The sequence below is a fragment of the Pseudomonas mangiferae genome, from assembly GCF_007109405.1.
Taxonomy (GTDB): domain Bacteria; phylum Pseudomonadota; class Gammaproteobacteria; order Pseudomonadales; family Pseudomonadaceae; genus Pseudomonas_T; species Pseudomonas_T mangiferae.
Genome location: NZ_VJOY01000010.1, coordinates 1 through 20,843 on the forward strand (window position 1 = coordinate 1; position 20,843 = coordinate 20,843).

The 20,843-nt window shown below is 67.6% G+C and carries 19 protein-coding genes and 3 pseudogenes; 7 read left to right on the forward strand and 15 right to left on the reverse strand.

Translation table 11 applies throughout. From position 1 onward, the window contains the following. The first annotated feature begins 17 nt into the window (after positions 1–17). Genes FM069_RS14285 through FM069_RS14295 form a run of 3 tightly spaced genes read left to right on the forward strand, consistent with a single transcriptional unit; the run spans position 18 to position 1,699 of the window. Positions 18–323, forward strand: coding sequence for a MazG-like family protein (locus FM069_RS14285; protein WP_143489039.1), 306 nt, complete (start codon positions 18–20; stop codon positions 321–323). Continuing rightward, positions 320–1,069: a methyltransferase gene (locus tag FM069_RS14290; RefSeq protein ID WP_143489040.1), complete on the forward strand. Its 750-nt coding sequence runs from the start codon at positions 320–322 to the stop codon at positions 1,067–1,069. The genes FM069_RS14285 and FM069_RS14290 overlap by 4 nt, the downstream gene beginning before the upstream one ends. A 12-nt stretch (positions 1,070–1,081) precedes the next feature. Next, positions 1,082–1,699, forward strand: a complete 618-nt coding sequence (locus FM069_RS14295; RefSeq protein ID WP_143489041.1) for a DUF4136 domain-containing protein — start codon at positions 1,082–1,084, stop codon at positions 1,697–1,699. Between the two features lies 1 nt (position 1,700). On the opposite strand, the gene FM069_RS14300 is transcribed toward FM069_RS14295, so the two are convergent. The 10 genes from FM069_RS14300 to FM069_RS14345 all read right to left on the reverse strand — a co-directional run bounded on the left by FM069_RS14300 (position 1,701) and on the right by FM069_RS14345 (position 11,182). Continuing rightward, positions 1,701–2,357, reverse strand: a complete 657-nt coding sequence (locus tag FM069_RS14300; RefSeq protein ID WP_143489042.1) for a response regulator — start codon at positions 2,355–2,357, stop codon at positions 1,701–1,703. Between the two features lie 313 nt (positions 2,358–2,670). Next, positions 2,671–3,768, reverse strand: a complete 1,098-nt coding sequence (locus FM069_RS14305; RefSeq protein WP_143489043.1) for a protein-glutamate methylesterase/protein-glutamine glutaminase — start codon at positions 3,766–3,768, stop codon at positions 2,671–2,673. Beyond that, on the reverse strand, positions 3,765–4,250 hold the full coding sequence (locus FM069_RS14310; RefSeq protein ID WP_143489044.1) for a chemotaxis protein CheD: 486 nt from the start codon (positions 4,248–4,250) through the stop codon (positions 3,765–3,767). Before FM069_RS14310 ends, FM069_RS14305 begins: the two co-directional genes overlap by 4 nt. Beyond that, the gene (locus FM069_RS14315; RefSeq protein ID WP_143489045.1) at positions 4,247–5,062 is read right to left on the reverse strand and encodes a CheR family methyltransferase; all 816 of its coding nucleotides are present in this window, start codon (positions 5,060–5,062) and stop codon (positions 4,247–4,249) included. Before FM069_RS14315 ends, FM069_RS14310 begins: the two co-directional genes overlap by 4 nt. A gap of 1 nt (position 5,063) precedes the next feature. Next, positions 5,064–5,585 carry a chemotaxis protein CheW gene (locus FM069_RS14320; protein WP_143489046.1) on the reverse strand — a complete coding sequence of 174 codons (522 nt, stop codon included), beginning with the start codon at positions 5,583–5,585 and terminating at the stop codon, positions 5,064–5,066. 10 nt (positions 5,586–5,595) lie between these two features. Further along, entirely contained in the window at positions 5,596–7,236 is a 1,641-nt protein-coding gene (locus tag FM069_RS14325; protein WP_143489047.1) for a methyl-accepting chemotaxis protein, read from the reverse strand. A 12-nt stretch (positions 7,237–7,248) separates the two neighbouring features. Beyond that, the gene (locus FM069_RS14330) at positions 7,249–9,456 is read right to left on the reverse strand and encodes a chemotaxis protein CheA (RefSeq protein ID WP_143489048.1); all 2,208 of its coding nucleotides are present in this window, start codon (positions 9,454–9,456) and stop codon (positions 7,249–7,251) included. Positions 9,457–9,466: 10 nt separating this feature from the next. Then, a complete protein-coding gene (locus FM069_RS14335) occupies positions 9,467–9,787 on the reverse strand; it encodes an STAS domain-containing protein (protein WP_143489049.1) in 321 nt (106 codons plus the stop codon). Positions 9,788–9,790: 3 nt separating this feature from the next. After that, a complete protein-coding gene (locus FM069_RS14340; RefSeq protein ID WP_143489050.1) occupies positions 9,791–10,156 on the reverse strand; it encodes a response regulator in 366 nt (121 codons plus the stop codon). A gap of 9 nt (positions 10,157–10,165) precedes the next feature. Next, positions 10,166–11,182, reverse strand: coding sequence for a methyl-accepting chemotaxis protein (locus FM069_RS14345; protein WP_143489221.1), 1,017 nt, complete (start codon positions 11,180–11,182; stop codon positions 10,166–10,168). 324 nt (positions 11,183–11,506) lie between these two features. Here FM069_RS14345 and FM069_RS14350 point away from each other — a divergent pair, with 324 nt between their 5' ends. After that, positions 11,507–12,073, forward strand: a complete 567-nt coding sequence (locus FM069_RS14350; protein WP_143489051.1) for a DUF4136 domain-containing protein — start codon at positions 11,507–11,509, stop codon at positions 12,071–12,073. A gap of 79 nt (positions 12,074–12,152) precedes the next feature. On the opposite strand, the gene FM069_RS14355 is transcribed toward FM069_RS14350, so the two are convergent. Both FM069_RS14355 and FM069_RS21635 read right to left on the reverse strand, forming a co-directional pair. Then, positions 12,153–13,124 carry a M29 family metallopeptidase gene (locus FM069_RS14355; RefSeq protein ID WP_143489052.1) on the reverse strand — a complete coding sequence of 324 codons (972 nt, stop codon included), beginning with the start codon at positions 13,122–13,124 and terminating at the stop codon, positions 12,153–12,155. Between the two features lie 88 nt (positions 13,125–13,212). Beyond that, positions 13,213–13,350 carry a hypothetical protein gene (locus FM069_RS21635; RefSeq protein WP_178106754.1) on the reverse strand — a complete coding sequence of 46 codons (138 nt, stop codon included), beginning with the start codon at positions 13,348–13,350 and terminating at the stop codon, positions 13,213–13,215. Positions 13,351–13,941: 591 nt separating this feature from the next. Here FM069_RS21635 and FM069_RS14360 point away from each other — a divergent pair. The 3 genes and pseudogenes from FM069_RS14360 to FM069_RS22345 all read left to right on the forward strand — a co-directional run. Then, positions 13,942–14,388, forward strand: coding sequence for a DMT family transporter (locus FM069_RS14360; protein WP_143489053.1), 447 nt, complete (start codon positions 13,942–13,944; stop codon positions 14,386–14,388). Positions 14,389–14,542: 154 nt separating this feature from the next. Beyond that, a pseudogene (locus FM069_RS22340) lies at positions 14,543–15,310 on the forward strand (MCP four helix bundle domain-containing protein); the annotation flags it as partial. Positions 15,311–15,571: 261 nt separating this feature from the next. Further along, positions 15,572–16,171 (forward strand): annotated as a pseudogene (locus tag FM069_RS22345) (methyl-accepting chemotaxis protein); the annotation flags it as partial. A gap of 129 nt (positions 16,172–16,300) precedes the next feature. Here FM069_RS22345 and FM069_RS22350 read toward each other — a convergent pair. The 3 genes and pseudogenes from FM069_RS22350 to FM069_RS14375 form a co-directional block, all read right to left on the reverse strand. Beyond that, positions 16,301–17,038 (reverse strand): methyl-accepting chemotaxis protein, encoded by a 738-nt coding sequence (locus FM069_RS22350; RefSeq protein ID WP_407681591.1) that lies wholly within the window; start codon positions 17,036–17,038, stop codon positions 16,301–16,303. Between the two features lie 126 nt (positions 17,039–17,164). Continuing rightward, a pseudogene (locus tag FM069_RS22355) lies at positions 17,165–18,229 on the reverse strand (HAMP domain-containing protein); the annotation flags it as partial. A gap of 128 nt (positions 18,230–18,357) precedes the next feature. After that, on the reverse strand, positions 18,358–20,811 hold the full coding sequence (locus tag FM069_RS14375) for a glycogen/starch/alpha-glucan phosphorylase (protein WP_143489056.1): 2,454 nt from the start codon (positions 20,809–20,811) through the stop codon (positions 18,358–18,360). Positions 20,812–20,843: the final 32 nt, after the last annotated feature.

Consider the following 20,843-nt stretch of genomic DNA (forward strand, 5'->3'; position numbering starts at 1 on the left):
CGCCCTGCCCGAGCCCCATGGACATCGCCGAACTCACCGCCCGCCTGCACGCCATCCGCGACGCCAACGACTGGAGGCGCTTCCACAGCCCGAAGAACCTGGCCATGGCCGCCAGCGTGGAGATGGCCGAATTGGTGGAAATCTTCCAGTGGCTCAGCGAACCCGAATCCCGCGCCCTGCCCCCCGACCAGCTGGCCCATGCCGGCCAGGAAGTCGGCGACGTGGTGCTCTATCTCCTGCTGCTCTGCGCCGAACTGGGCCTCGACCTGAACCAGGTGGTGCGCGCCAAGCTGGCCGACAGCGAACGGCGCTTCCTGTCATGAGCGATCGCCACTTCGACGAACTGGCGGTGCGCTTCGCCGAGAAAATCTACGGCGGCGCCAAGGGCGCCATCCGCCTGGCGGTGCTCCAGGCGGACCTGGAGGAAGCGCTGCCGGCCCGCCCCCTGGAGGTGCTGGACGTCGGCGCCGGCCTCGGCCACATGAGCCTGTGGCTGGCCGAGCGCGGCCACCGGGTGACCCTGGCGGAACCGGCCGCGCCCATGCTGGAGGGTGCCCGTCAGCGCTTCGCGGACGCGGGCCAGGACGCGCGTTTCCTGCAGGCCGCCTGGCAGGACCTACCGGACCAACTGGAGCACCGCTATGACCTGGTGCTCTGCCACGCGGTGCTGGAATGGCTGGCCGAACCCCTGGCGATCCTGCCGGTGCTGCGCGGCCTGGTGGCCGACGACGGCTGGCTGTCCCTGGCGTTCTACAACAAGGACGCGCTGATCTACCGCAACCTGCTCAAGGGCCACTTCCGCAAGCTGCGACGCGCTCGCTTCGCCGGCGAAGGCCAGAGCCTGACTCCCCAGCAGCCCCTGGACCCACGCGACTTGGCGGAGCAACTCGACTCGGCCTGGCGGGTCGAAAGCCGCAGTGGCGTGCGGGTCTTCCACGACTATATGCCGGCGGACTTCCAGGCCAAGGCCGAACCGGCGGCGCTGCTGGAGATGGAACTGGCCCACCGCCGCCACCCGGCCTTCGCCGGGCTCGGCCGTTACCTGCACTGGATCTGTCGCCCGCGCTGACGGAGGGTTGCCATGAAACGAAGCGTCCCACTCCTGCTGAGTCTGCTCCTCGCGGCCTGCCGGAGCCCCAACCCCTATGTCGCCGACTCGCGGCCGCTGCCGCCGGCACCGCCCCAGGCCGCCGCCACCTTCGACCGCAGCGCCTACCCCGCGGCGCCGCGGGACTACGGGCGCTACCGCAGCTGGAGCTGGCGCAACGGCGCGCTGCCGGCCGGCGCCAACGCCACCAGCGGCGACAGCCTGGCCGAGACGGTGGCAGCGGGCCTCGACCAGCAAGGCCTGCGCCCGGCCCGCAACGGCGGGGCGGGCGACCTGCTGGTGGGTGCCGAGGTACGCCAGGAGCAGCGGCTGCGCCAGGTCTCGGACTACGACGACGGGTACTACGGCGGGGGTTACTACGGCCGCGGCGGCTACTACCGGGACGGCTACGGGGGCTGGGGCGGCGCGCCACGGGTGCGCACCTACACCGAGCAGGTGACGGTGGTGCGCATCGACCTCTACGACGGCCGCGACGGCCAGTTGGTGTGGAGCGGTGCCGGCGAGAGCCTCGGCGGCGGCGACCAGGCGGAGCGGGCCAAGGGGCTGCGCGCCGCGGTGAAGGACGCCCTGTCCCACTACCCGCCGCGCTGAATCAATCGTCCAGCTGGATGATGCCCTCGCGCACGGCGAACAGCGCCAGCCCCGCCACGTCATGGATCTTCAGCCGGTGCATGATCTGCGCGCGGTGGGTCTCCACGGTCTTCACGCTCAGGCCGAGGCCGCTGGCGATGGACCGGGTGGATTCGCCCCGGGCGATCAGCCGGAGGATTTCCACCTGGCGCGCGGTGAGTAGCTGGCTGGCGTCGCTGCTGGTGCCGGCGGGCGTCTGCTGCACGGCCCGCTCGATCACCGGCTGGACGATGGCCGAGCTGAGGTAGCGGTCACCCCGGCGCATGGCCTCCAGGGCCAGGCGCAGCTCGATGATGGCGCTGTCCTTGAGCAGGTAGCCGTGGGCACCCTGTTGCAGCGCCTTGAGCACCATGTCCGGCCCGGTGTGCATGGACAGCATCAGGACCTTGCTGGAGGGCGAGCGGCTGGCCAGCTCGTGCAGCGCCTCGATGCCGCCCACCCGCTTCATGGAAATATCCAGCAACACGATGTCCGGCTGCAGGGCGTCGGCGAGGTCGATGGCTTCGCTGCCATCCTCCGCCTCTCCCACCACTTCATAGCCGTTGAGGTCTTCGATGAGGGCGCGGATGCCCGCGCGGATCAGTGCATGATCGTCTGCCAGCAGAATTCGACAAGTCATAAGCGGCGGCCCGGATAGCGACGCGAATGAATGCGGCCCGGCGGCATCCGCCGGGTCGCAGCACGTGCTTGTTCTTGGAGTGGAAAGGCGCCGTGGCGCTCCAGGCGAGTCGATGGACGGCTCATGACACGAACACACATGCGGGTCTTGTCCTCGTGACGGTGTCGACTCGGGGGAGCCTTCCTTCGACGACTGCACTGGCTGGAACGCAGAAAACACGGCGAAACGCGCTCACCCCGGGTGCTTCCGGAGTAGGCACGTCCTAACAGGGTAGGCGAATTTTGCCGGATGGCGCGGTGGCGACGCCGAGAGATCAGCGCGGCATACCGCCACGCCGGGGGTCGGCGCCCTGGCGGCCGTACAGCTGGATCAGCCGGGGGAAGGCGGAAAGCGGCTCCACCACCTCGGCGGCGCCCATGCGCAGCGCCTCCTTGGGCATGCCGAAGACCACGCAGCTGGCTTCGTCCTGGGCCACGGTGCGGGCCCCCGCTTCGCGCATGCTGAGCAGGCCACGGGCGCCGTCGTCGCCCATGCCGGTCATGATCATGCCCATGGCGTTCTGCCCGGCGTGCTTGGCCACGGAGCGGAACAGTACGTCCACCGAGGGCTTGTGGCGGTTCACCGGCGGCCCGTCCAGCACCTCGACGAAATACTGCGCGCCGCTGCGCTTGAGCTGCATGTGCTTGCCGCCGGGGGCCACCAGGGCCAGGCCGGAACGGACCCGGTCCATGTGGCAGGCTTCGCGCACCTCGATCTGGCACAGGCTGTCCAGGCGCTGGGAGAACGCTGCGGTGAATTTCTCCGGCATGTGCTGGACGATGACGATACCCGGGCAGTCCCGTTGCAGCTGGCGCAGCACGAACTCCAGGGCCTGGGTGCCGCCGGTGGAGGTACCCAGGGCCACCACCTGGTCGGTGGTGGCGAACACGTCCACGGCCGGCGCCGCCTGGTGGGCCGGGGCGGCACTGGCGGCCGGCGCGGGAGCCGGCGTGGCGGCCCGGGTGAAGGTCTGGGGATGGGCGCGGGCGGCCTGCTCGATCTGCTTGATCAGCTCGCCGGACATCTGGTGCAGGCTTTCCTTGAGGCCCAGCTTGGCCTTGGTGAATACCCCCACCGCGCCGGCGGACAGCGCGTCCAGGGTGATGGCGGCGCCCGATTCGGTAAGGGTCGAGCAGATGATCGCGGGGGTGGGACGCTCGGCCATGATCTTGCGCAGGAAGGTGATGCCGTCCATGCGCGGCATCTCCACGTCCAGCACCAATACGTCCGGCCAGTCGTGGCGCATCTTCTCCAGGGCGAACAGCGGGTCGGCGGCCTGGCCGATGACGCGGATGCCCGGATGGTTGTCGAGGCAGCTGGTCAGGACCTGCCGCACCAGCGCGGAGTCGTCGACGATGAATACCTTGATCACTCGTTTCTCCCTACGAAGGTGGAGGACTTCCAGACCAGGCGCTGGCAATCGACCTCGCCGGTGCGGCCGTCCATGCTCAGGCGCCGGTAGTCGCTGCCGTCCACGTCGGTGTGATCGGCTGTCCAGGTGAGGATCTCGAACTGTTCCCGGGCGAAGGCGATGTTCTGCTGGCCGACCCGGGTGGACGGCCGCTCCCGGGCCATCAGGCTGCCGCCGCCGAAGATGCCCTTGCGGTACTCCGCCGGGTGGGTGTCGAACTTGGCCATGTCCCGCAGCAGCCGGTGGAACACCCCGACCCCATAGCGGGTGTCGTAGACCAGGATGCCCTGGGGGTCGCGGGGCAGCAGGAAATGGGTCACCGCCATCAGGCGCCGGCGCGGGTGCCAGAGGGTGATGGACACGCAGGAACCCAGCAGGGTACCCACGGTGCCTTGGTGCAAGCCGAAGAAATACTCGCCGGGGCGCAGGAACCGCTTGCTCATACGCGCCGGTATACCGAAGGCTGCACGCTGCGCACCGGCAGGTCGAGGCCGTGCAGGCTCTCGGCATGGCCGATGAACAGCAGGCCGTCGTCCCGCAGGCGCTGGACCAGCCGGCCGACGATGGCGCACTTCTCCTTCGCCTCGAAGTAGATCAGCACGTTGCGCAGGAAGATCGCATCGAACGGCCCCAACTGCTCCGGCAGGGGATGGGTCAGGTTCAGCTCGCGGAAATTCACCCGCTCCCGCAGCTTGGCGGAGACCCGGAAGCAGCCCTCGCGCTCGCCGATACCCTTCAGGCAATGGCGGTGCAGCCAGCCGGCGGGAAAGTGGCGGGCCTGGGACAGGTCATAGATGCCGGCGGCGGCCTTCTCCAGCATGCGCTGGCTGAGGTCGCTGGCGGTGATGGTCCAGTCGTTGCCGGTGACGTTCTCCGCCGCCACCATCGCCAGGGTGTAGGGCTCCTCGCCCGAGGAGCAGGCGGCGCTCCAGATCCGCTGGGGCCCGCGGCGGGACGACAACCAGGGGCCGAGGAACTCGAAGTGCTTGGGTTCGCGGAAGAAGTAGGTTTCGTTGGTGGTCAGCAGGTCGATCACCAGGCGCCGCTCCCCCTTGTGGGCATCGCTGCCCAGCAGGTCGAGGTATTCGCCGTAGCTGCCCAGGCCGAAGTGCCGCAGGCGCTTCATCAGCCGGCCGGCCACCAGCGAACGCTTGTGGTCGGCCATGCGGATGCCCGAGGCATCGGCCATCAGGCGTTGCAGGCGCTGGAACTCCGCGTCGCCCAGCGGCGGCATCTGCATCCCGGGCGCGTCCATCTCACGCTCCCTGGGCCGCGGCCAGGCTGAGCTGGCGGATGTCGTCCAGGGACAACACGCGGCGCATGTCGAGGATGATGGTGAAGCCGTTGTCGCTGCGGGCCATGCCGAGGATGAAGTCGGTGCGGATGCCCGCGCCGAACGGCGGCGGCGGCTCCACTTCGCCCGGCGCGATGTCCAGCACCGCGTCCACCGCGTCCACCACTAGGCCGATGCGCTGCTGCTGATCGTCCAGCGCCAGTTCGATGATCACGATGCAGGTGCGCTTGCTCGGCACCGTCAGCTCGAAGCCGAAGCGCGCGGCCAGGTCCAGCACCGGCACCACGTTGCCGCGCAGGTTGATCACCCCGTGGATGAACACCGGCATCATCGGCACGGTGGTGATTTCCCCGTACTCGATGATCTCCCGCACCAGGTCGATGGGCAGCGCGTAGCGGGCCTGGCGGACACGGAAGGACAGGTGCTGCACGCTGTGACCGGCGAGGCCACCGTAGGCGCCCGAAGGCTGGACTGCGTTGCTCATCGGGGCGCCCTCACGAGAAGCGGACGAACTGGCCGTCATCGGACAGCGTGTCGGGCTGCTGACGGGACGGCCGCGGGGACTCCACGTAGCCGCCGCCGGTGCGGCCGCGCAGCGGCGGGCGCACGCTGGACGCGCTGGCGTCGAAGCGGAAGAAGCCGATCATTTCCTGCAGTTGCCCGGCCTGGGCGTTCATTTCCTCGGCGGTGGCCGCCAGTTGCTCGGAGGCGGAGGCGTTCTGCTGAGTGATCTGGTTCATCTGGCCCATGGCGATGTTGATCTGCCCGGCGGCGCTGCTCTGCTCCTGGGACGCCGCGGTGATCTCCTGCACCAGGTCGGAGGTGCGCTGGATGTTCGGCACGATCTCGTCCAGCAGGCGCCCGGCCTGCTCGGCCAGTTGCACGCTGCTGGCGGCCACTTGGCCGATCTCCTGGGCCGCCACCTGGCTGCGTTCCGCCAGCTTGCGCACCTCGGCGGCCACCACCGCGAAGCCCTTGCCGTGGTCGCCGGCCCGGGCCGCCTCGATGGCCGCGTTGAGGGCCAGCAGGTTGGTCTGGTAGGCGATGTCGTCGATGATGCCGATCTTGTCGGCGATCTGCTTCATGGCGCGCACCGTGTCGCCCACCGCACCACCGCCCTGGACCGCGTCGTTGGCGGCCTTGCCGGCGATGCCGTCGGTGATCTTCGAGCTCTCGGTGTTCTGCGCGATGGAAGCGGTCATCTGCTCCACCGACGCCGTGGTTTCCTCGACGCTGGCGGCCTGTTCGCTGGCTGCCTGGCTGAGGGACTGGGACGTCGCGCTGACTTCCTCGGAGGCGGAGGACAGCGCTTCGGCGGCGCTGCGCACGTCACCCATGATGCTGCGCAGGCGCTCGATAAGGTTCTTCATGGACTGCAGCAACTGGCCGGTTTCGTCCTTCGAGGTGACCGTCAAGTCGGCGCTGAGGTCGCCCGCGGCCAGTTGGTCGGCCGCGTGAACAGCGCTGATCAGCGGCTTGCTGATGGTGCGGGTGATGAGCATGCCGATGCCCACACCGAACAGCGCGGCGATGACGATCAGGACGATCATCTGGGTCCGCGACCCGGTGTAGATCTCGGTGATGGTGTCGTTGGCGTCGCTGGCGCGTTTCTGCTTGAAGGCCACCACCTCGCCCATGATGCCGTCGACGATGTTGCCGCGCTTGGATAGCTCCGGAAGCATCTGGGTGATCTCGGTGCTCTGCTGCAAGGCCCCGGACTGGATGTGCAACTGCAAGGTGCGCTGGACGTCGGTCTCATATTCCTTCAGCGGGCCCTCGATACGCGCGAACAGCGCCTTGCCCTGCTCGGAGATGAAGGCAGACCGGGCCTTGTCGATCAGCGCATGGGTGTCGGCGATGGCCTTGCGCACGGTGTCCGCCGCGGCGTCCCGCTCCTCCACGCTGGCCGCCAGCAGGCTGGTGCGCAGCGCCCGGCCGATGATCACCAATTGGATGTTGGCCTGTTGCACGTCGCTCAGGCCGGTCAGGTCCTGGTTGTACATCTTGTCGCTGAGGTCGTTGACCTTGCTGAGGTTGAGAATACCGATCACGCCGACCACCACGGTCAATGCCACCACGAGCAAGAAGCCCAGGGTCAGCCGGACGCCGATTTTCATGTTGCGAATGAATTGCATGGGTGGTTCTCCTTAAAGCCTCGGCAGAAGCTCCTGGCGGTTCTGGACGGAGCGGGTCTCGGAAGCGCCGGTGTCGACCAGCGCCTGCAATTGGCGGAACAGGCTGGGGATATCCAGGATCAGCGCCACCTGGCCCGATCCGAGAATGGTGGAGCCGCTGATCCCCTGCAGGTGCTGGAACAGCAGGCCGAGGGGCTTGATCACCGTCTGCAGCTCGCCGTGCAGTTGGTCGACGATCAGCCCGGCCTGCTGCCGGCCCTGGCTCACTACCACGATGTTGCGCCGGCGCACGGCGCTGGCAGGCAGGTCGAAGTGGGCGGACAGGTCGATGCAGGGCAACGGCTTGCCACGCAGGTTGAGGTAGCCGTAAATGCCGTCGATGAGCGGTTGGTCGCCCAGTTCCATGCACTCGGTGACCATGTCCAGGGGGATCACGAAGTATTCGCCGCCCAGGCTCACCAGGAAGCCCTCGATGATGGCCAGGGTCAGGGGCAGGCGAATGCGGAACGTACAGCCGAGCCCCGGCCGCGACTCGATCTCCACCGTGCCGCGCAGCTGGTCGATGGCGCTGCGCACCACGTCCATGCCGACACCACGGCCGGACAGGTTGGAGACGCTGTCGGCAGTGGAAAAGCCGGCGGCGAAGATCAGCATGTGCAGGTCGTGTTCGCTGAGGTTGGCGTTGGGGTCGATCAGCCCCTTGTCGATGGCCTTCTGGCGGATGCGCGCGGTATTCAGGCCGCGGCCGTCGTCGCTCACCTCGATGACGATCATCCCCGATTCGTGGTACGCGTTCAGGGCCAGGTGCCCTTCCGCCGGCTTGCCGGCCGCCAGGCGCTCCTCGGCGGATTCGATGCCGTGGTCGATGGCGTTGCGCACCAAGTGGGTGAGCGGGTCGGCGATCTTATCGGTGACCGACTTGTCCAGCTCGGTGTCGGCGCCCCGTACTTCAAGGCGGATCTTCTTGCCCAGCTCCTGGCTGACGTCGCGCACCACCCGGTGGAAGCGGTTGAAGGTGTCGCCGATCTCGATCATCCGCAGCTTCAGGGCCGCCTCGCGGATCTGCTCCACGTGGCGGTTCACCACCTGGGTGGATTCGATGAAGTCGGAGTGGCCATGGGCGCGGGCCTGGAGTTGGGCGCCGGCGGCGCTGATGACCAGCTCGCCCACCAGGTTGATCAGTTCGTCCAGCTTGTGGGCGGCCACCTTGATCAGGCTGGATTCCTGGGCGCGGCGCTCGCGCACCACTTGTTGCTTCTCCAGGGCGGCGTTGACCACCGCGGGCGCCACCATGCCGGCCTCCACCAGCACGCTGCCCAGTGGAGCGCGTGGCTCCTCGCCCTGGGCCTGCATGGTCAGGCCGGTGTTCAGCTCGTGCTCGGTGAGCAGGCCGCTGGCCACCAGGATGCTGCCGATGCGCTCGTCGGTCTCGGGCAGCTCGCGGATCAGTTGGAGGTAGTCGCTCAGGCTGCTTTCCGGCGGCAGGATGCGCAGCTTGCAGAAGTCCAGGATGAACTCGAAGACTTCCTCGATCTCGGCCTTGCTGGAGGCGCTGCGCAGGGAAATCTCCATGCCCAGGTAGCAGGCCTCGGGGTCCATCTGGTGGAAGTCCGGCAGGTTTTCGTCCAGTACCTCCAGGTGGGTGATCTCGCCCAGCCGGCTCAGGTAGCGCACGAACGCCGCCGGGTCGAAGCCGTTGCGGTAGAGGTCCGGGGAAAAGCGCAGGGAAATGTGCCATGCGCCCTCGCCGGTGGCCGGGGCGCGCTGCACCTGCCCCTCCCGGGGCGCGGTGGGCGTCGGCAGGCTGTCGCTGCCTTGGCCCATTTCCGCAGCCAGGGCGTTGAGCAACTGGGTCTGCAGCACCTCGTCGTTGCCTTCCACCGCGCCAGTCTCGACGTTGATCCGGCCGATCATGGAGCCCAGTTCGTCGAGGCAACGCAGCATCAGTGAAATCAGGTTCGGCGTCAGGCTGCGCTCGCCGTCGCGGACGGCCATCAGCAGGCTTTCCAACTGGTGGGTGAACGCCACCACCGGGGTCAGGGAGAACAGCCCGGCCGATCCTTTGAGGGTGTGCATGGCACGGAACAGGCCGTTGATGGCCTCCTCGTCGGCGAGGTCGCCGTCCAGCACCAGCAGGCATTCCTCGGCCTGCTTGAGCAAATCGCCGCCTTCCTCCAGGAAGCTCTGCAGCAACTGGCTCCACTGCTCTCCATTCAGCATGGGTCGCTCCTCAGGGCTGCGCCGGTAGCACGTCGGGGTAGAGCGACTGCAGGTGCAGCAGCTCCAGCAGTTCCAGCACGTCCGCGGTGGGGTTGCTCACGTCCAGTCCACCATCCAGGCTCAGCAGGTGGCGTTGCAGCGCCAGCAGCAGCTGGGCGCCGGCGCTATCCAGTTCCTCAAGCTCGGCCAGGTCGATGCGCCACTGGCGCTGACCGCCGGCCAGGGCGGCGCGCAGCTCGTCATGAGCCTGGCGCACCTCGTAGATGGTCAGGCTGCCGGTGAGGGCCAGCAGGGCCGGGTCCTGGTGGGTGTCGTGGCGGAGTTCGAGCATGGCTCAGCCCACCAGCTTTTCGACGGCGGCGAGGAGTTGCTGCGGCTGGAACGGCTTGACGATCCAGGCCTTGGCGCCGGCTGCCTGGCCTTCGGCCTTCTTGCCCTGCTCGCTCTCGGTGGTGAGCATGATGATCGGCGTGAAGCGGTACTCGTTGCGGTTCTTGATCTCCTTCACCAGGCCGATGCCATCCAGGTTCGGCATGTTCACGTCGCTGATGATCAGGTTGATCTTCTGGCCGTTGAGCTTGGTCAGCGCATCGCGCCCGTCGCTGGCCTCGATGACCTGGTGGCCGGCGCCGGTGAGGGTCATCTTCACCAGCTGGCGCATGGACATGGAGTCATCGACGATGAGGATGGTCTTGCTCATGGTTACTCCTTAGAAGAAGGTCACGTCGTTGTTGGCCGGACCGCGCCGGCCATGGCGCTCTTCGTCGGTGGTGAAGCGGTCGCGCAGGTCGCGCAGCCAGCGGGCGGGATCGTCGAGGGCGGCGTGCTGCTCGCGCACCGCGTCCTCCAGCCGCTGGAGGTCGATCTGCAGGTGGTCGAGCATCTGGTCGGAACGGTCCTGGTACTGCAGGCTGACGATGATTTCCTGGATGTCGGACTGGGTCGTACGGGCGTCCTGCTGCAGGCGCATGGACGATTCCGAAAGGGATTCCAGGTTCTCGCTGAGCCGCGTCATCACCTGACCGGCAACGTCGTCCAGGTAGTCCAGGTTGTTCTGCTCGCTCTGGCTGAGTTCCTCGGTGGCGGAGACCGTGGCGCGGATGGCCTTGTTGATCTCGCTGACCTTCTCGCCCATGCGGTGGCCAGTCTCGGCCGACAGGGTGGACAGCTTGCGCACCTCGTCGGCCACCACGGAGAAGCCGCGGCCGTATTCCCCGGCACGGGCGGCCTCGATGGCGGCGTTGAGGGCGAGCAGGTTGGTCTGGCTGGCGATGTCCTGGACCAGCTTGGACATCTGCTGCAGTTCGGTGGCGTAGCTGTCCAGATGGCCGATGGTGGCGAACAACTGGTTCTTGCGCTGACTGGCGGCGTGGAAGGCGTCGATCACTTCGGTCAGCCGGGAGTTGGCCTGGCGCAGGCTGTCGCCCACCCCGCCGCTGCCGATCACCTCCTCGGAGCCGGCGAGGGTGTTCTCCAGGCGGCCGGTAAGGGTAGCGAAGCGCTCGAACAGTTCCCGCACGTTGTGCTGGTTCAGCTGGCGCACCTGGTCGATGTTCTCGCGCCAAGTGGGCAGCACGCCCTGCAGCACCGGCTCGACGTCGCGCCGCTTCGGTGGCTCCTCGACTTCCACAACGTCCACCGGCGGCGGTGCCGGCTTGCGCCACCACCACAGCGCCAGCGCCGCCAGCGCGCCCAGTGCGCACCCCAGGCCGGCGAGCCAGGTCATGTTCAGTGCGATCCCCGCCGCGGTAACGGCCAGGGCAAGCCACAGCCCGAAATACACAAACAAGGCGCTTCTCCTTGTGCCACAAAGGCATTACGTTTCACCTTAGTTGCGCCCTGATATCAGGTGTATCGGGGTTTCCCTGAGAAGCGGCCTAAGGGATTTCCTGAGGGCCGCACCGGGGTGCATTGGAGGGGACAAACCCCACCGGGAGCGGTCAGACAGCGGATAGGCGCCCCGCTTTGCCGCGACAACCCCGTCGCAGCGACGTCTCGCCGCCTGGCACTCCGTTCACCGCTTTCCGCCTGTGCGGGCTGGAGTCGAACCATGCCGTTGTCACGAGCCCTCTGCCTGACCGTCGCCCTGCTCGTCGCCGGGTGCAGCACGCCGCGCATCGAACAGGACTACGACGTCAGCCGCGATTTCGCCGCCTACCGCAGTTGGAGCTGGCAGGCCCCCGCCGTACGCTACAGCCCGGACGACCCGCGGGTGGCCAGCGACCTCACCGAGCAACGCATCCGCAGCGCGGTGTCGGACCAACTGGACCGACACGGCCTGCGCCCGGCCGCAGGCGGCGCGTCAGGCGACCTCAAGGTGCAGGCCTGGCTGATCGTCGATGATCGCCAGCAGCAGGTGAACACCAACTACGGCGGCTATTGGGGTGGCTACTGGGGCAGCCCGTGGGCGGGTCCGGCCTATACCGAAACCCGCACCGTGGACTACCGAGTCGCCACCCTGCAGCTGGACCTGCTGGACGGCCGCGACGGCAAGCTGGTCTGGCGGGCCTCAGCGGAGCAGGTGCTGCGTCCCGGCCAGGCGCCGGCCCAGCGTGACGCGGAAATCCGCCAGACCGTGGCCCGCCTGCTGGCGCAGTACCCGCCGCGCGGCCGCTGAGCCTTCGACCGCTCCCAGACCCAGCCCCCGTCAGACAAGCGCTCCTTGCCCTCCTCGGTGCACCGGTGGCGGCCGTATCCTAAACCACGTAGCCGGTGCGGTCGTCGAACACCACACGGCCATCCACGGCCAGGGTGCCGCTGTCGAAGATCAGGTCCAGGTGGTGGCTACCCTTGGCCCCGCCGCCCAGCCCCAGGTGCAAGCCGCAGTGGCGCTCCTCGAATCCGGCGTTGCGGGCATAGAGCCGCTTGACCCCCTCGTTGGTGCCGATACCCAGTTCCTCGATGCGCCGGTTCGACGGGTTGGCGTCCAGGTACTTGCTGAAGTCCTGCTCCAGCCCCGGCACGTCAGTGGCGATGCGGCTGATGGTGGAGTTCTCGATCCATAGCTCCAGGGGCGATTCCAGCACCCCGTACTTGCGGGCGAAGGGGATGGTGCCGAGGAAGGTGCCGACGAATTTCACGTGACCGTTGATGGTCTCGCTGTGGGTGGCGATCTCGCCGGGCGCCAGGTCGTAGTTGCCGACGCCGTTGATGTTGGTCCACTTCTTCAGCGCCCGCAGCGAGGCGTCGAAGCGCGAGCCGTGGACGTCGCTGAAGGTCAGCACCTCGCCCTCGCTCATGCGGCGGATCAGCGCGGCGTTGAGGTCGGCGACGCGCTCGGGCTCGACGCTGAAGGTGTCGTAGAAATAGTCGCCGTAGTCCTTGAACAGCAGAGACTTGCGCCAGTGCTCGGAAATCACCGGTTGCAGCGCGCGGATGAAGGGCGGCCCCTCGGCCCGGGGGTTGGCCAGGGTCGAGGCGTCATAGAAGAGGATGAACAGATCCGAGGCGACGATGGCGTCGGCCAGGGCCTCGGTCGGCGACTCGTCGAGGGCCATGGCAGTGAAGCGCAAGGTGTCCTGGCTGGCAGCCATGTGCTGGATATGCCCCACCAGCTCGGCATAGGGCGCGGTGTGGCCGAGCAATACGGTGATCGGGGAGCGCCCGTCGAGGGCGGGGTGATGCGGCAGGTAATACAGAAAATGCTGGAGAGCGCGATCGCGGTCCATCGGTACCTTCCCTGGGCGCGGCGTGGCAATGAAAAGGGGCGAACGCAGCGCGCCGCATTCGCCCCCCGATGGGTATTTCAGACTGCGATCAGAACGGCCACATGGCGGTGCCGAACGGCACGACGGCTTCGTTCTTCATCATGTCCACGGCAGCGTCGTGGGTTTCGGCCTCGAACCAATCGTCCAGTTGCAGCTCTTCTTCACGGACTTGTTCGACAGTTTGCATGGGGTATCTCCTTGATTCACGTACTTACCGGAAAGGGTGAACGCCGAACTTCGGTTTCACCGTGGAAGCACGCTGACCGTCGTGGTCAGCAAGCGATTAAAAAACTAGTGCAGTGCATTTGATTTGCAAACCGGAAAGGGCCGAATGGACCTCTCTTTTTTAGCTCGCTCGTTTGATCAATTAAAACTTCCCTGTGCAATCAAGGAATTGGCACTTTAACTCCGCAACTTTCAATTTGTCGCTTCGCGTTCTTCATCAGCCACTTACCGTCGACAACAATCCCGAAACCGACAATAAGGGGAAGGTGCAGGGCAACAATCAATCGCACTTCGCCATCAATTTCGCGCCGCATTTAATTTGCGCAAACAAATAATGACCCATGCACTTTCATGTTTTTAATTCAGACAAAAAACAAAGTTATTCAGGTTGTCGGCATTGCCCGCATGGTGGGCGCGATAACGACGGACGCATCGCGGCGGTACGCTCGACGTTTTGTAGAGTTCGCCAGTGACCGCGTGGGGACAGCGCGAGGCGCCGCTGTCGCTCTGGCATACTCTGCGGCCCTCTTTTTACCTCCTGGAGTTCGTCCCGATGCCCCTTGCCTGGTGGTTGCTCGTCCTGCCCTTCATCGCCGGTGCCTTCCTGCCCCTGCAGGCCGGCATCAACGGCCTGCTGGCGAAGCAGGTGTCCAGCGTGATGTGCGCCGCCCTGGTGTCCTTCGGCGTGGGCACCGTGGCGTTGCTGACGGTGGTGCTGGCGCAGCGCGACCTGCCGAGCCTGACAGCCCTCAAGGGCGTGCAGTGGTGGCAATGGTGCGGCGGCCTGCTGGGGGCGGTGTTCATCGCCACCGCGGCGTTCGCCGGGCCGCGCATCGGCGCGCTGCTGTTCATGGTGCTGGTCCTGGCGGGCCAGCTGAGCATGGCGGTGATGCTGGACCACTTCGGCTGGGTGGGCTATCGCGAGGCGCCGGTGAGCCTGATGAAGGTGGCCGGCCTGCTGCTGATCCTCGGCGGCGTCTGGCTGATCCGCCGCGGCTGAGGGTCTACCGTTCGGCGGATAGTCCGAAGTAATAGCAGTGAGCCATCCGAAAGTTCTGTTATTTCCTCTGACCGTTTGCAGAACCTGAACCAGACTGGCTTGCAGGGAGCCATACGCGCGGCAGGGACGGCTCATCGCTGATCGAGGATCAACCATGAACAAACTCAAAGTGACCCACCGCCTGATGGTGCTGGTCGTCCTTCCCCTCCTGGCTATCCTGGCGCTGCTGGGGCTGGCGCTGCATGGCTTCTCGCGCATCGACGCCGGGGTCGGCCAGCTCTACGACGACCGCGTGGTGCCGCTGCAACAGCTCAAGCAGATCAGCGACTACTACGCGGTCAATATCATCGACACGGTGAACAAGGCCGACCACGGCCTGCTGGGCAAGCAGGAGGCGCTGACCAACCTCAACACCGCCCAGCGGGAGATCGACGCCCTCTGGCGCAGCTACCAGGCCACCCACCTGACCGCCGAGGAACAGCACCTGTCCGCCGAGGCCGCCCAGCGGTTCCAGGCGGCCAACCAGGACATCCAGCGGGCGATCGCCTTCCTGCAGGGCGCCCCGGAGCCATTGCAGGGCACCCTGGCCGCCTTCAACGGCCCGCTGTACCGCACCATCGACCCCATCACCGCCAGCATCGGTTCGCTGATCCAGGTACAGCTGAACGAGGCCAAGGCCACCCGGGACCGGGCCGAGGAGGTCTACCACCGGGTTCGCGAGGCGATGCTGGCGGTGGTCGGCCTGATCCTGCTGGTGACCGTGATCGGCGGCTGGCTGGTGGCGCGCAGCGTGACCCAGCCCCTGGCAGCGCTGCTGGCGGCGCTGCGCCAGGCCGAGCGGGACGCCGACCTCACCGCACGCCTGGACAGCCGCGGGCGCGACGAGATCAGCAGCGTCGCCCAGGCCTACAACAGCATGCTGCAGCGCTTCCGCGAGGCTATTTCGGCGCTGCAGCAGGTCACCGAGCAGGTCCGCGGGCAGAGCGAGGAGCTCAGCCAGGTGACCCTCAAGGCGCGCCAGGACATGGACCGCCAGCAATCCGAAACCGACCAGGTGGCCACCGCCACCACCGAGATGGCCGAAACCATCCAGGAGGTGGCGCGCAACGCCGCCGGCGCCGCCCAGGCAGCGATGAACGCCGAGCGCGAGGCCAACTCCGGCAGCCAGATCGTCAGCCGCACCCTGGGCGCGGTCACCCAGCTGTCCAGCGAACTGCAGGACACCTCGCTGCAGGTCACCGACGTGGCCAATGCCAGCGACACCATCGGCGGCGTGCTGGACGTGATCCGAGGCATCGCCGAGCAGACCAACCTGCTGGCGTTGAACGCGGCCATCGAGGCGGCTCGCGCCGGCGAACAGGGCCGCGGCTTCGCGGTGGTGGCGGACGAAGTGCGTTCGCTGGCCCAGCGCACCCAGCAGTCCACGGCGGAAATCCAGCAGATGATCGAGCGCCTGCAACGGGGTGCGCGGGATGCCGCCGGGGCCATGGACCAGGGCCAGCAGCGCGCGCGCCAGACCCTGGAGGACGCCGGCGAGGCTGACACCGCGCTGCGCAGCATCGGCGAGGCGGTGGACACCATCATGAACATGAACACCCAGATCGCCAGTGCCACCGAGGAGCAGACCTCGGTGGCCCACGAGATCAACCGCAACCTGGTGAACATCCGTGACGTGGCCCAATCCACCCAGGAAGCGGTGAACCACATCGACCAGAGCAGCCAGGCCCTGGCGCAGATCGTCAGCCGCCTGCGGGAGCTGACCAACCGTTTCCGGGTGTCCTGAGGTTTTCGTACCGATCGCTGGGCCAACGCCAGGCGAGGCATGCGGCGAAGAAGCGGTGTCCGGCAGTGGTGAACGCGCCTCCCGGCGCGTCGCCCCCAGGGCGCCTTCACGCGTAGGGGCACGTGGCCCCTAGAGGCGGAAGCTGCCCATCTGCGCCGCCAGGTCGTCCGCCAGGCGCCGCAGAGCCTGGCAGTCTTCCCGGCAGCCCCGCACGTCCTCGGCGGTGGCTCGTGCCAGGTCGGCGATCCCCTGCACGTTGCGGTTGATGTCCTCGGTGACCGAGGTCTGTTCTTCGGTGGCGGTAGCCACCTGATGGTTCATGTCGCTGATGCGGTCTACCTGCTGGTTGATCGCCTCCAGAGAGCGGCCGGTGCGGCGGCTGGCCTCGACACCGGTGCCGGTAGCGGCCTGCCCCGCCTCCATGGAACGCACTGCGGTCTCCGCACCATCCTTGAGGCGCTGGATCATCTGCTGGATTTCATCGGTGGACGCCTGGGTGCGGCTGGCCAGGGTGCGCACCTCGTCCGCCACCACCGCGAAGCCGCGGCCCTGCTCCCCGGCCCGTGCCGCCTCGATGGCCGCGTTCAGCGCCAGCAGGTTGGTCTGCTCGGAAATGCCGCGGATCACCGCCAGCACTTGGTCGATGGTGGCGACCTGGGACGCCAGCTCGCTGACCGCCTCGGCGGCGCCACGGATGTCGCCGGACATGCGCTCGATGTGCCCGATGGATTCCCCCACCACCTGGCGCGCCGTACCGGTCTCTTCCCGGGCGGTCTGGGAGGCGCCGGCCGCCTCGCTGGCATTGCGGGCAATCTCCTGCACCGTGAGGCCCATCTCGTGCACGGCGGTGGCTACCAGGTCGGTCATGCTCTGCTGGCGGCCGGAGCGGCTGGCAGTGTCTTCCACCACCTGGGACACCTGGGCCACCGCGCCACGCAGTCGCTCGCTGGTGGCCAGCACCTCGCCGATCAGGCTGCGCTGGCTCTCCAGGAAGCGGTTGAAGCCCCGGGACAGGTCGCCCAGTTCATCGGCGCGGCTGACGTCCAGGCGTCGGGTCAGGTCGCCGCCCCCGCCACCGATCTCCACCAGGGCCGCGGTGACCTGGCGGATCGGCCGCACCAGCCCGCGGGAGAGCAGCACCACCAGGCCCAGCATCAGCAGGGCGACGCCGACGCCGATCAGGCTGGTGACCAGCAGCGCCTGGCGCGCCTCGCCGTAGATTTCCTGCTCCGGCACCTCGCTCACCAGCAGCCAGTCCAGGGTCTGCAGCGGCCGGGCCACCGCCAGGTATTCCTCGCCGTCGCGCTCGAAGCGCACCGCCGCCTCGTCGCCGGGGGTCAGCAGCCGGGTGGCCACCTCGGCGCCGGTGAGGTCGGCCAGGCTGCGGGCGTCGTTGAACGTGCTGTCGGGGTGGATCTTCACCTTGCCGTCGCGGCTCACCAGGTAGATGCGGCCGTTCTGGCCGAAGTGGAAATCCCGCACCATGTCGGACATGGCCGACAGGCTGAAGCCCAGGCCGGCGATGCCCAGGGGCTTGCCGTCGCGGACGATGCGCTGGTTGATGAACAGGGTCGGCTGGCGCAGGGTCTGGTCGATGTCGATGTCCAGGGAGCGCTCCTTGCCGCTGTCCATGAAGCCGTAGAACCAGGCGTCGCGGCTGCGCTCGACGGTACGGTCGAGGCCGCGCCCGGTGAAGTAGTGGCCACTGTCCAGGGCGACGATGAAGGTCACCAGGGCCTTGTGGGTCGCCTGCACGTCGGCCAGGTAACGCTCGAAGTCCGCCTGCCGCGCCGGGTCCTCGCCCTTGGCCAGCCAGTCCCGCACCAGGCTGTTCTCGGCGATGTCGCGGGCCGCGGTGAGGGGCTGGGCGAGGACCCGTTCCAGGTCGTTGCGGATCGCCATGACGCTCTGGGGCAGCGCCTCGCCCAGCAGGTAGCGGTCCACCAGCCGGTTCATCACCGCCGAATAGATGCCGACGACGATGAGGATGCTGGCGAGCAGAGCCGCGCCCATGCTGAGGATCAGTTGCCACTGAATGCTGCGTTGCCAAAGGCGCATCGCGGGTTCTCCGGAAAGGGGTCAGGACGCAGGGGACGACGATGGCGCGGCCGCGACGGAACCCCGCCGCCGACGCGCCGACCTGGCAACGGGAAGCAATCGCCGCGCCAGGCCGCCCGCCCCCGGGCTCACTCCAGGGCGTGCCAGATGTCCGTGGCGTACTCGCGGATGGTGCGGTCGGAGGAGAACCAGCCGGTGCGGGCCGTGTTCAGCACCGCCGCGCGCCACCAGCGCTGGTGCTGCCGCCAGAGATTCTCGACTTGGCGCTGGGCGTCCCAGTAGGCGTCGAAGTCGGCGCACACCAGGAAGCGGTCGTTCCAGGTCAGCTCGTCCACCAGCCCCACGTAGCGCGCCGGGTCGTCCGGGGAGAACACTCCGCTGCGCAGCGCCAGCAGCACCTCGGCCAGCCGCGGCGAGGCGGCGATGGCGGCCTCGGAGTTGTAGTCGTTGGCGCGCTTGCGCACGTTCACCTGCTGCGCGGTGAGGCCGAAGATGAACATGTTTTCCAGGCCGATGCGCTCGCTCATCTCCACGTTGGCGCCGTCCAGGGTGCCGATGGTCAGGGCGCCGTTGAGGGCGAACTTCATGTTGCTGGTGCCCGAGGCCTCCATCCCGGCGGTGGAAATCTGCTCGGAGAGATCGGCCGCGGGAATGATGCTCTCCGCCAGACTGACGTTGTAGTTGGGCAGGAACACCACCTTGAGCAGGCCGCGCACTGTAGGGTCGTTGTTCACCATGCGCGCCACGTCGTTGGCCAGCTTGATGATCAGCTTGGCCTGGTGATAGCTGGCGGCCGCCTTGCCGGCGAAGATCTTCACCCGCGGCGCCCACTCGGTGGTGTGCTCGGCGCGGATCGCCTGGTAGAGCGCCACCGTGTGTAGCAGGTTGAGCAACTGCCGCTTGTACTCGTGGATGCGCTTGACCTGCACGTCGAACAGCGCGTCCGGGTTAAGGGTGATGTTCAGGCGTTCCTGCACGAGGGCGGCCAGGGCCACCTTGCTCTGCCGCCGCTGCTCGATGAAGCGCTTGCGGAACGCCGCCTTGTCGGCGAAGGGCTCCAGCTGCGGCAGGGTTTCCTCGGGGCTGTCCAGCACGCCATCGCCCAGGTGCTCCCGCAGCAGCTGGGTGAGGGCCGGATTGGCCTGGTGCAGCCAGCGGCGGAAGGTGATGCCGTTGGTCTTGTTGTTGATCCGCTGGGGATACAGGCGGTGCAGGTCGGTGAACACCGTCTCGCGCATCAGTTGGGTATGCAGCGCCGACACCCCGTTGATGCTGTGGGAGCCGAGAAACGCCAGGTTGCCCATGCGCACCCGGCGACCGTTGCCTTCCTCGATCAGCGACACCGAGCGCAGCAGGTCGAAGTCATGCAGGCCCTGGGCGCGCAGGGCGTCGATGTGGTGGGCGTTGATCAGGTAGATGATCTGCATGTGCCGCGGCAGCAGGCGCTCCATCAGCGACACCGGCCAGCTCTCCAGGGCCTCCGGCAGCAGGGTGTGGTTGGTGTAGGACAGGGTGTTGACGGTCAGCTCCCAGGCCTTGTCCCAGGGCAGCTCGTGCTCGTCCACCAGCAGCCGCATGAGCTCGGCCACGGCGATGGACGGGTGGGTGTCGTTGAGCTGGATCGCCGCCTGCTGCGGCAGGTTGAGCAGCGTGCTGTGCTGGCTCAGATGGCGCCGCAGCAGGTCCTTCAGGGACGCGGAGACGAAGAAGTACTCCTGGCGCAGGCGCAGCTCCTGCCCAGCCTCGGTGCTGTCGGCGGGGTACAGCACCCGCGAGATGCTTTCCGCCCGGGCCACCTCCGCCACCGCGCCCAGGTGGTCGCCGGCGTTGAAGCGCTCCAGGTGCAGCTCCTCGGTGGCCCGCGCCCGCCACAGCCGCAAGGCGTTGACGCTGGCGCCGCGCCAGCCCACCACCGGGGTGTCGTAGGCCACCGCGCGCACCGTTTCCGCTGGTTGCCAGATCTGCCGCTGATGGCCCTGGGCGTCGGTGATGCTGGTGACGCTGCCGCCGAAGCTCACCGCGTACACCACTTCCGGGCGCTCGAACTCCCAGGGGTTGCCGAAGTCCAGCCAGGTCTCGGTCTGTTCCTGCTGCCAGCCGTCGACGATGGCCTGGCGGAACAGCCCGTGCTCGTAGCGGATGCCGTAGCCGTGGGCGGTCACCCCGAGGGTCGCCATGCTCTCCATGAAGCAGGCCGCCAGCCGGCCGAGGCCGCCGTTGCCCAGGGCGGCGTCGGGCTCCAGGGTGCGGATGCGGTCCAGGTCCACGTCCACCTCGGCCAGGGCCGCCCGGGCGATGTCCAGCAGGCCCAGGTTGCTCAGGCTGTCGAACAGCAGGCGCCCGATGAGGAATTCCAGGGAGAGGTAGTAGACGCGCTTCTGTTTCTTGCGCTGGGTCCGCCGCTCGTCGTCGAGCCAGAAGTCCACCATGTAGTCCCGCGTGGCGAGGGCGACCGCCTCGAACCAGTCGTGCTCGGTGGCGTGCTCGGCGTCTTTGCCGACCGAGTAGGCGAGCTTCGCGAGCACGGCGACCCGAAAGGCCGCGACCTGGTCGGGAATGGGCGTGAGCGTTTCATCGGACATCGGCATTGACCTCGCGGAAAGAAGGGAGCGGC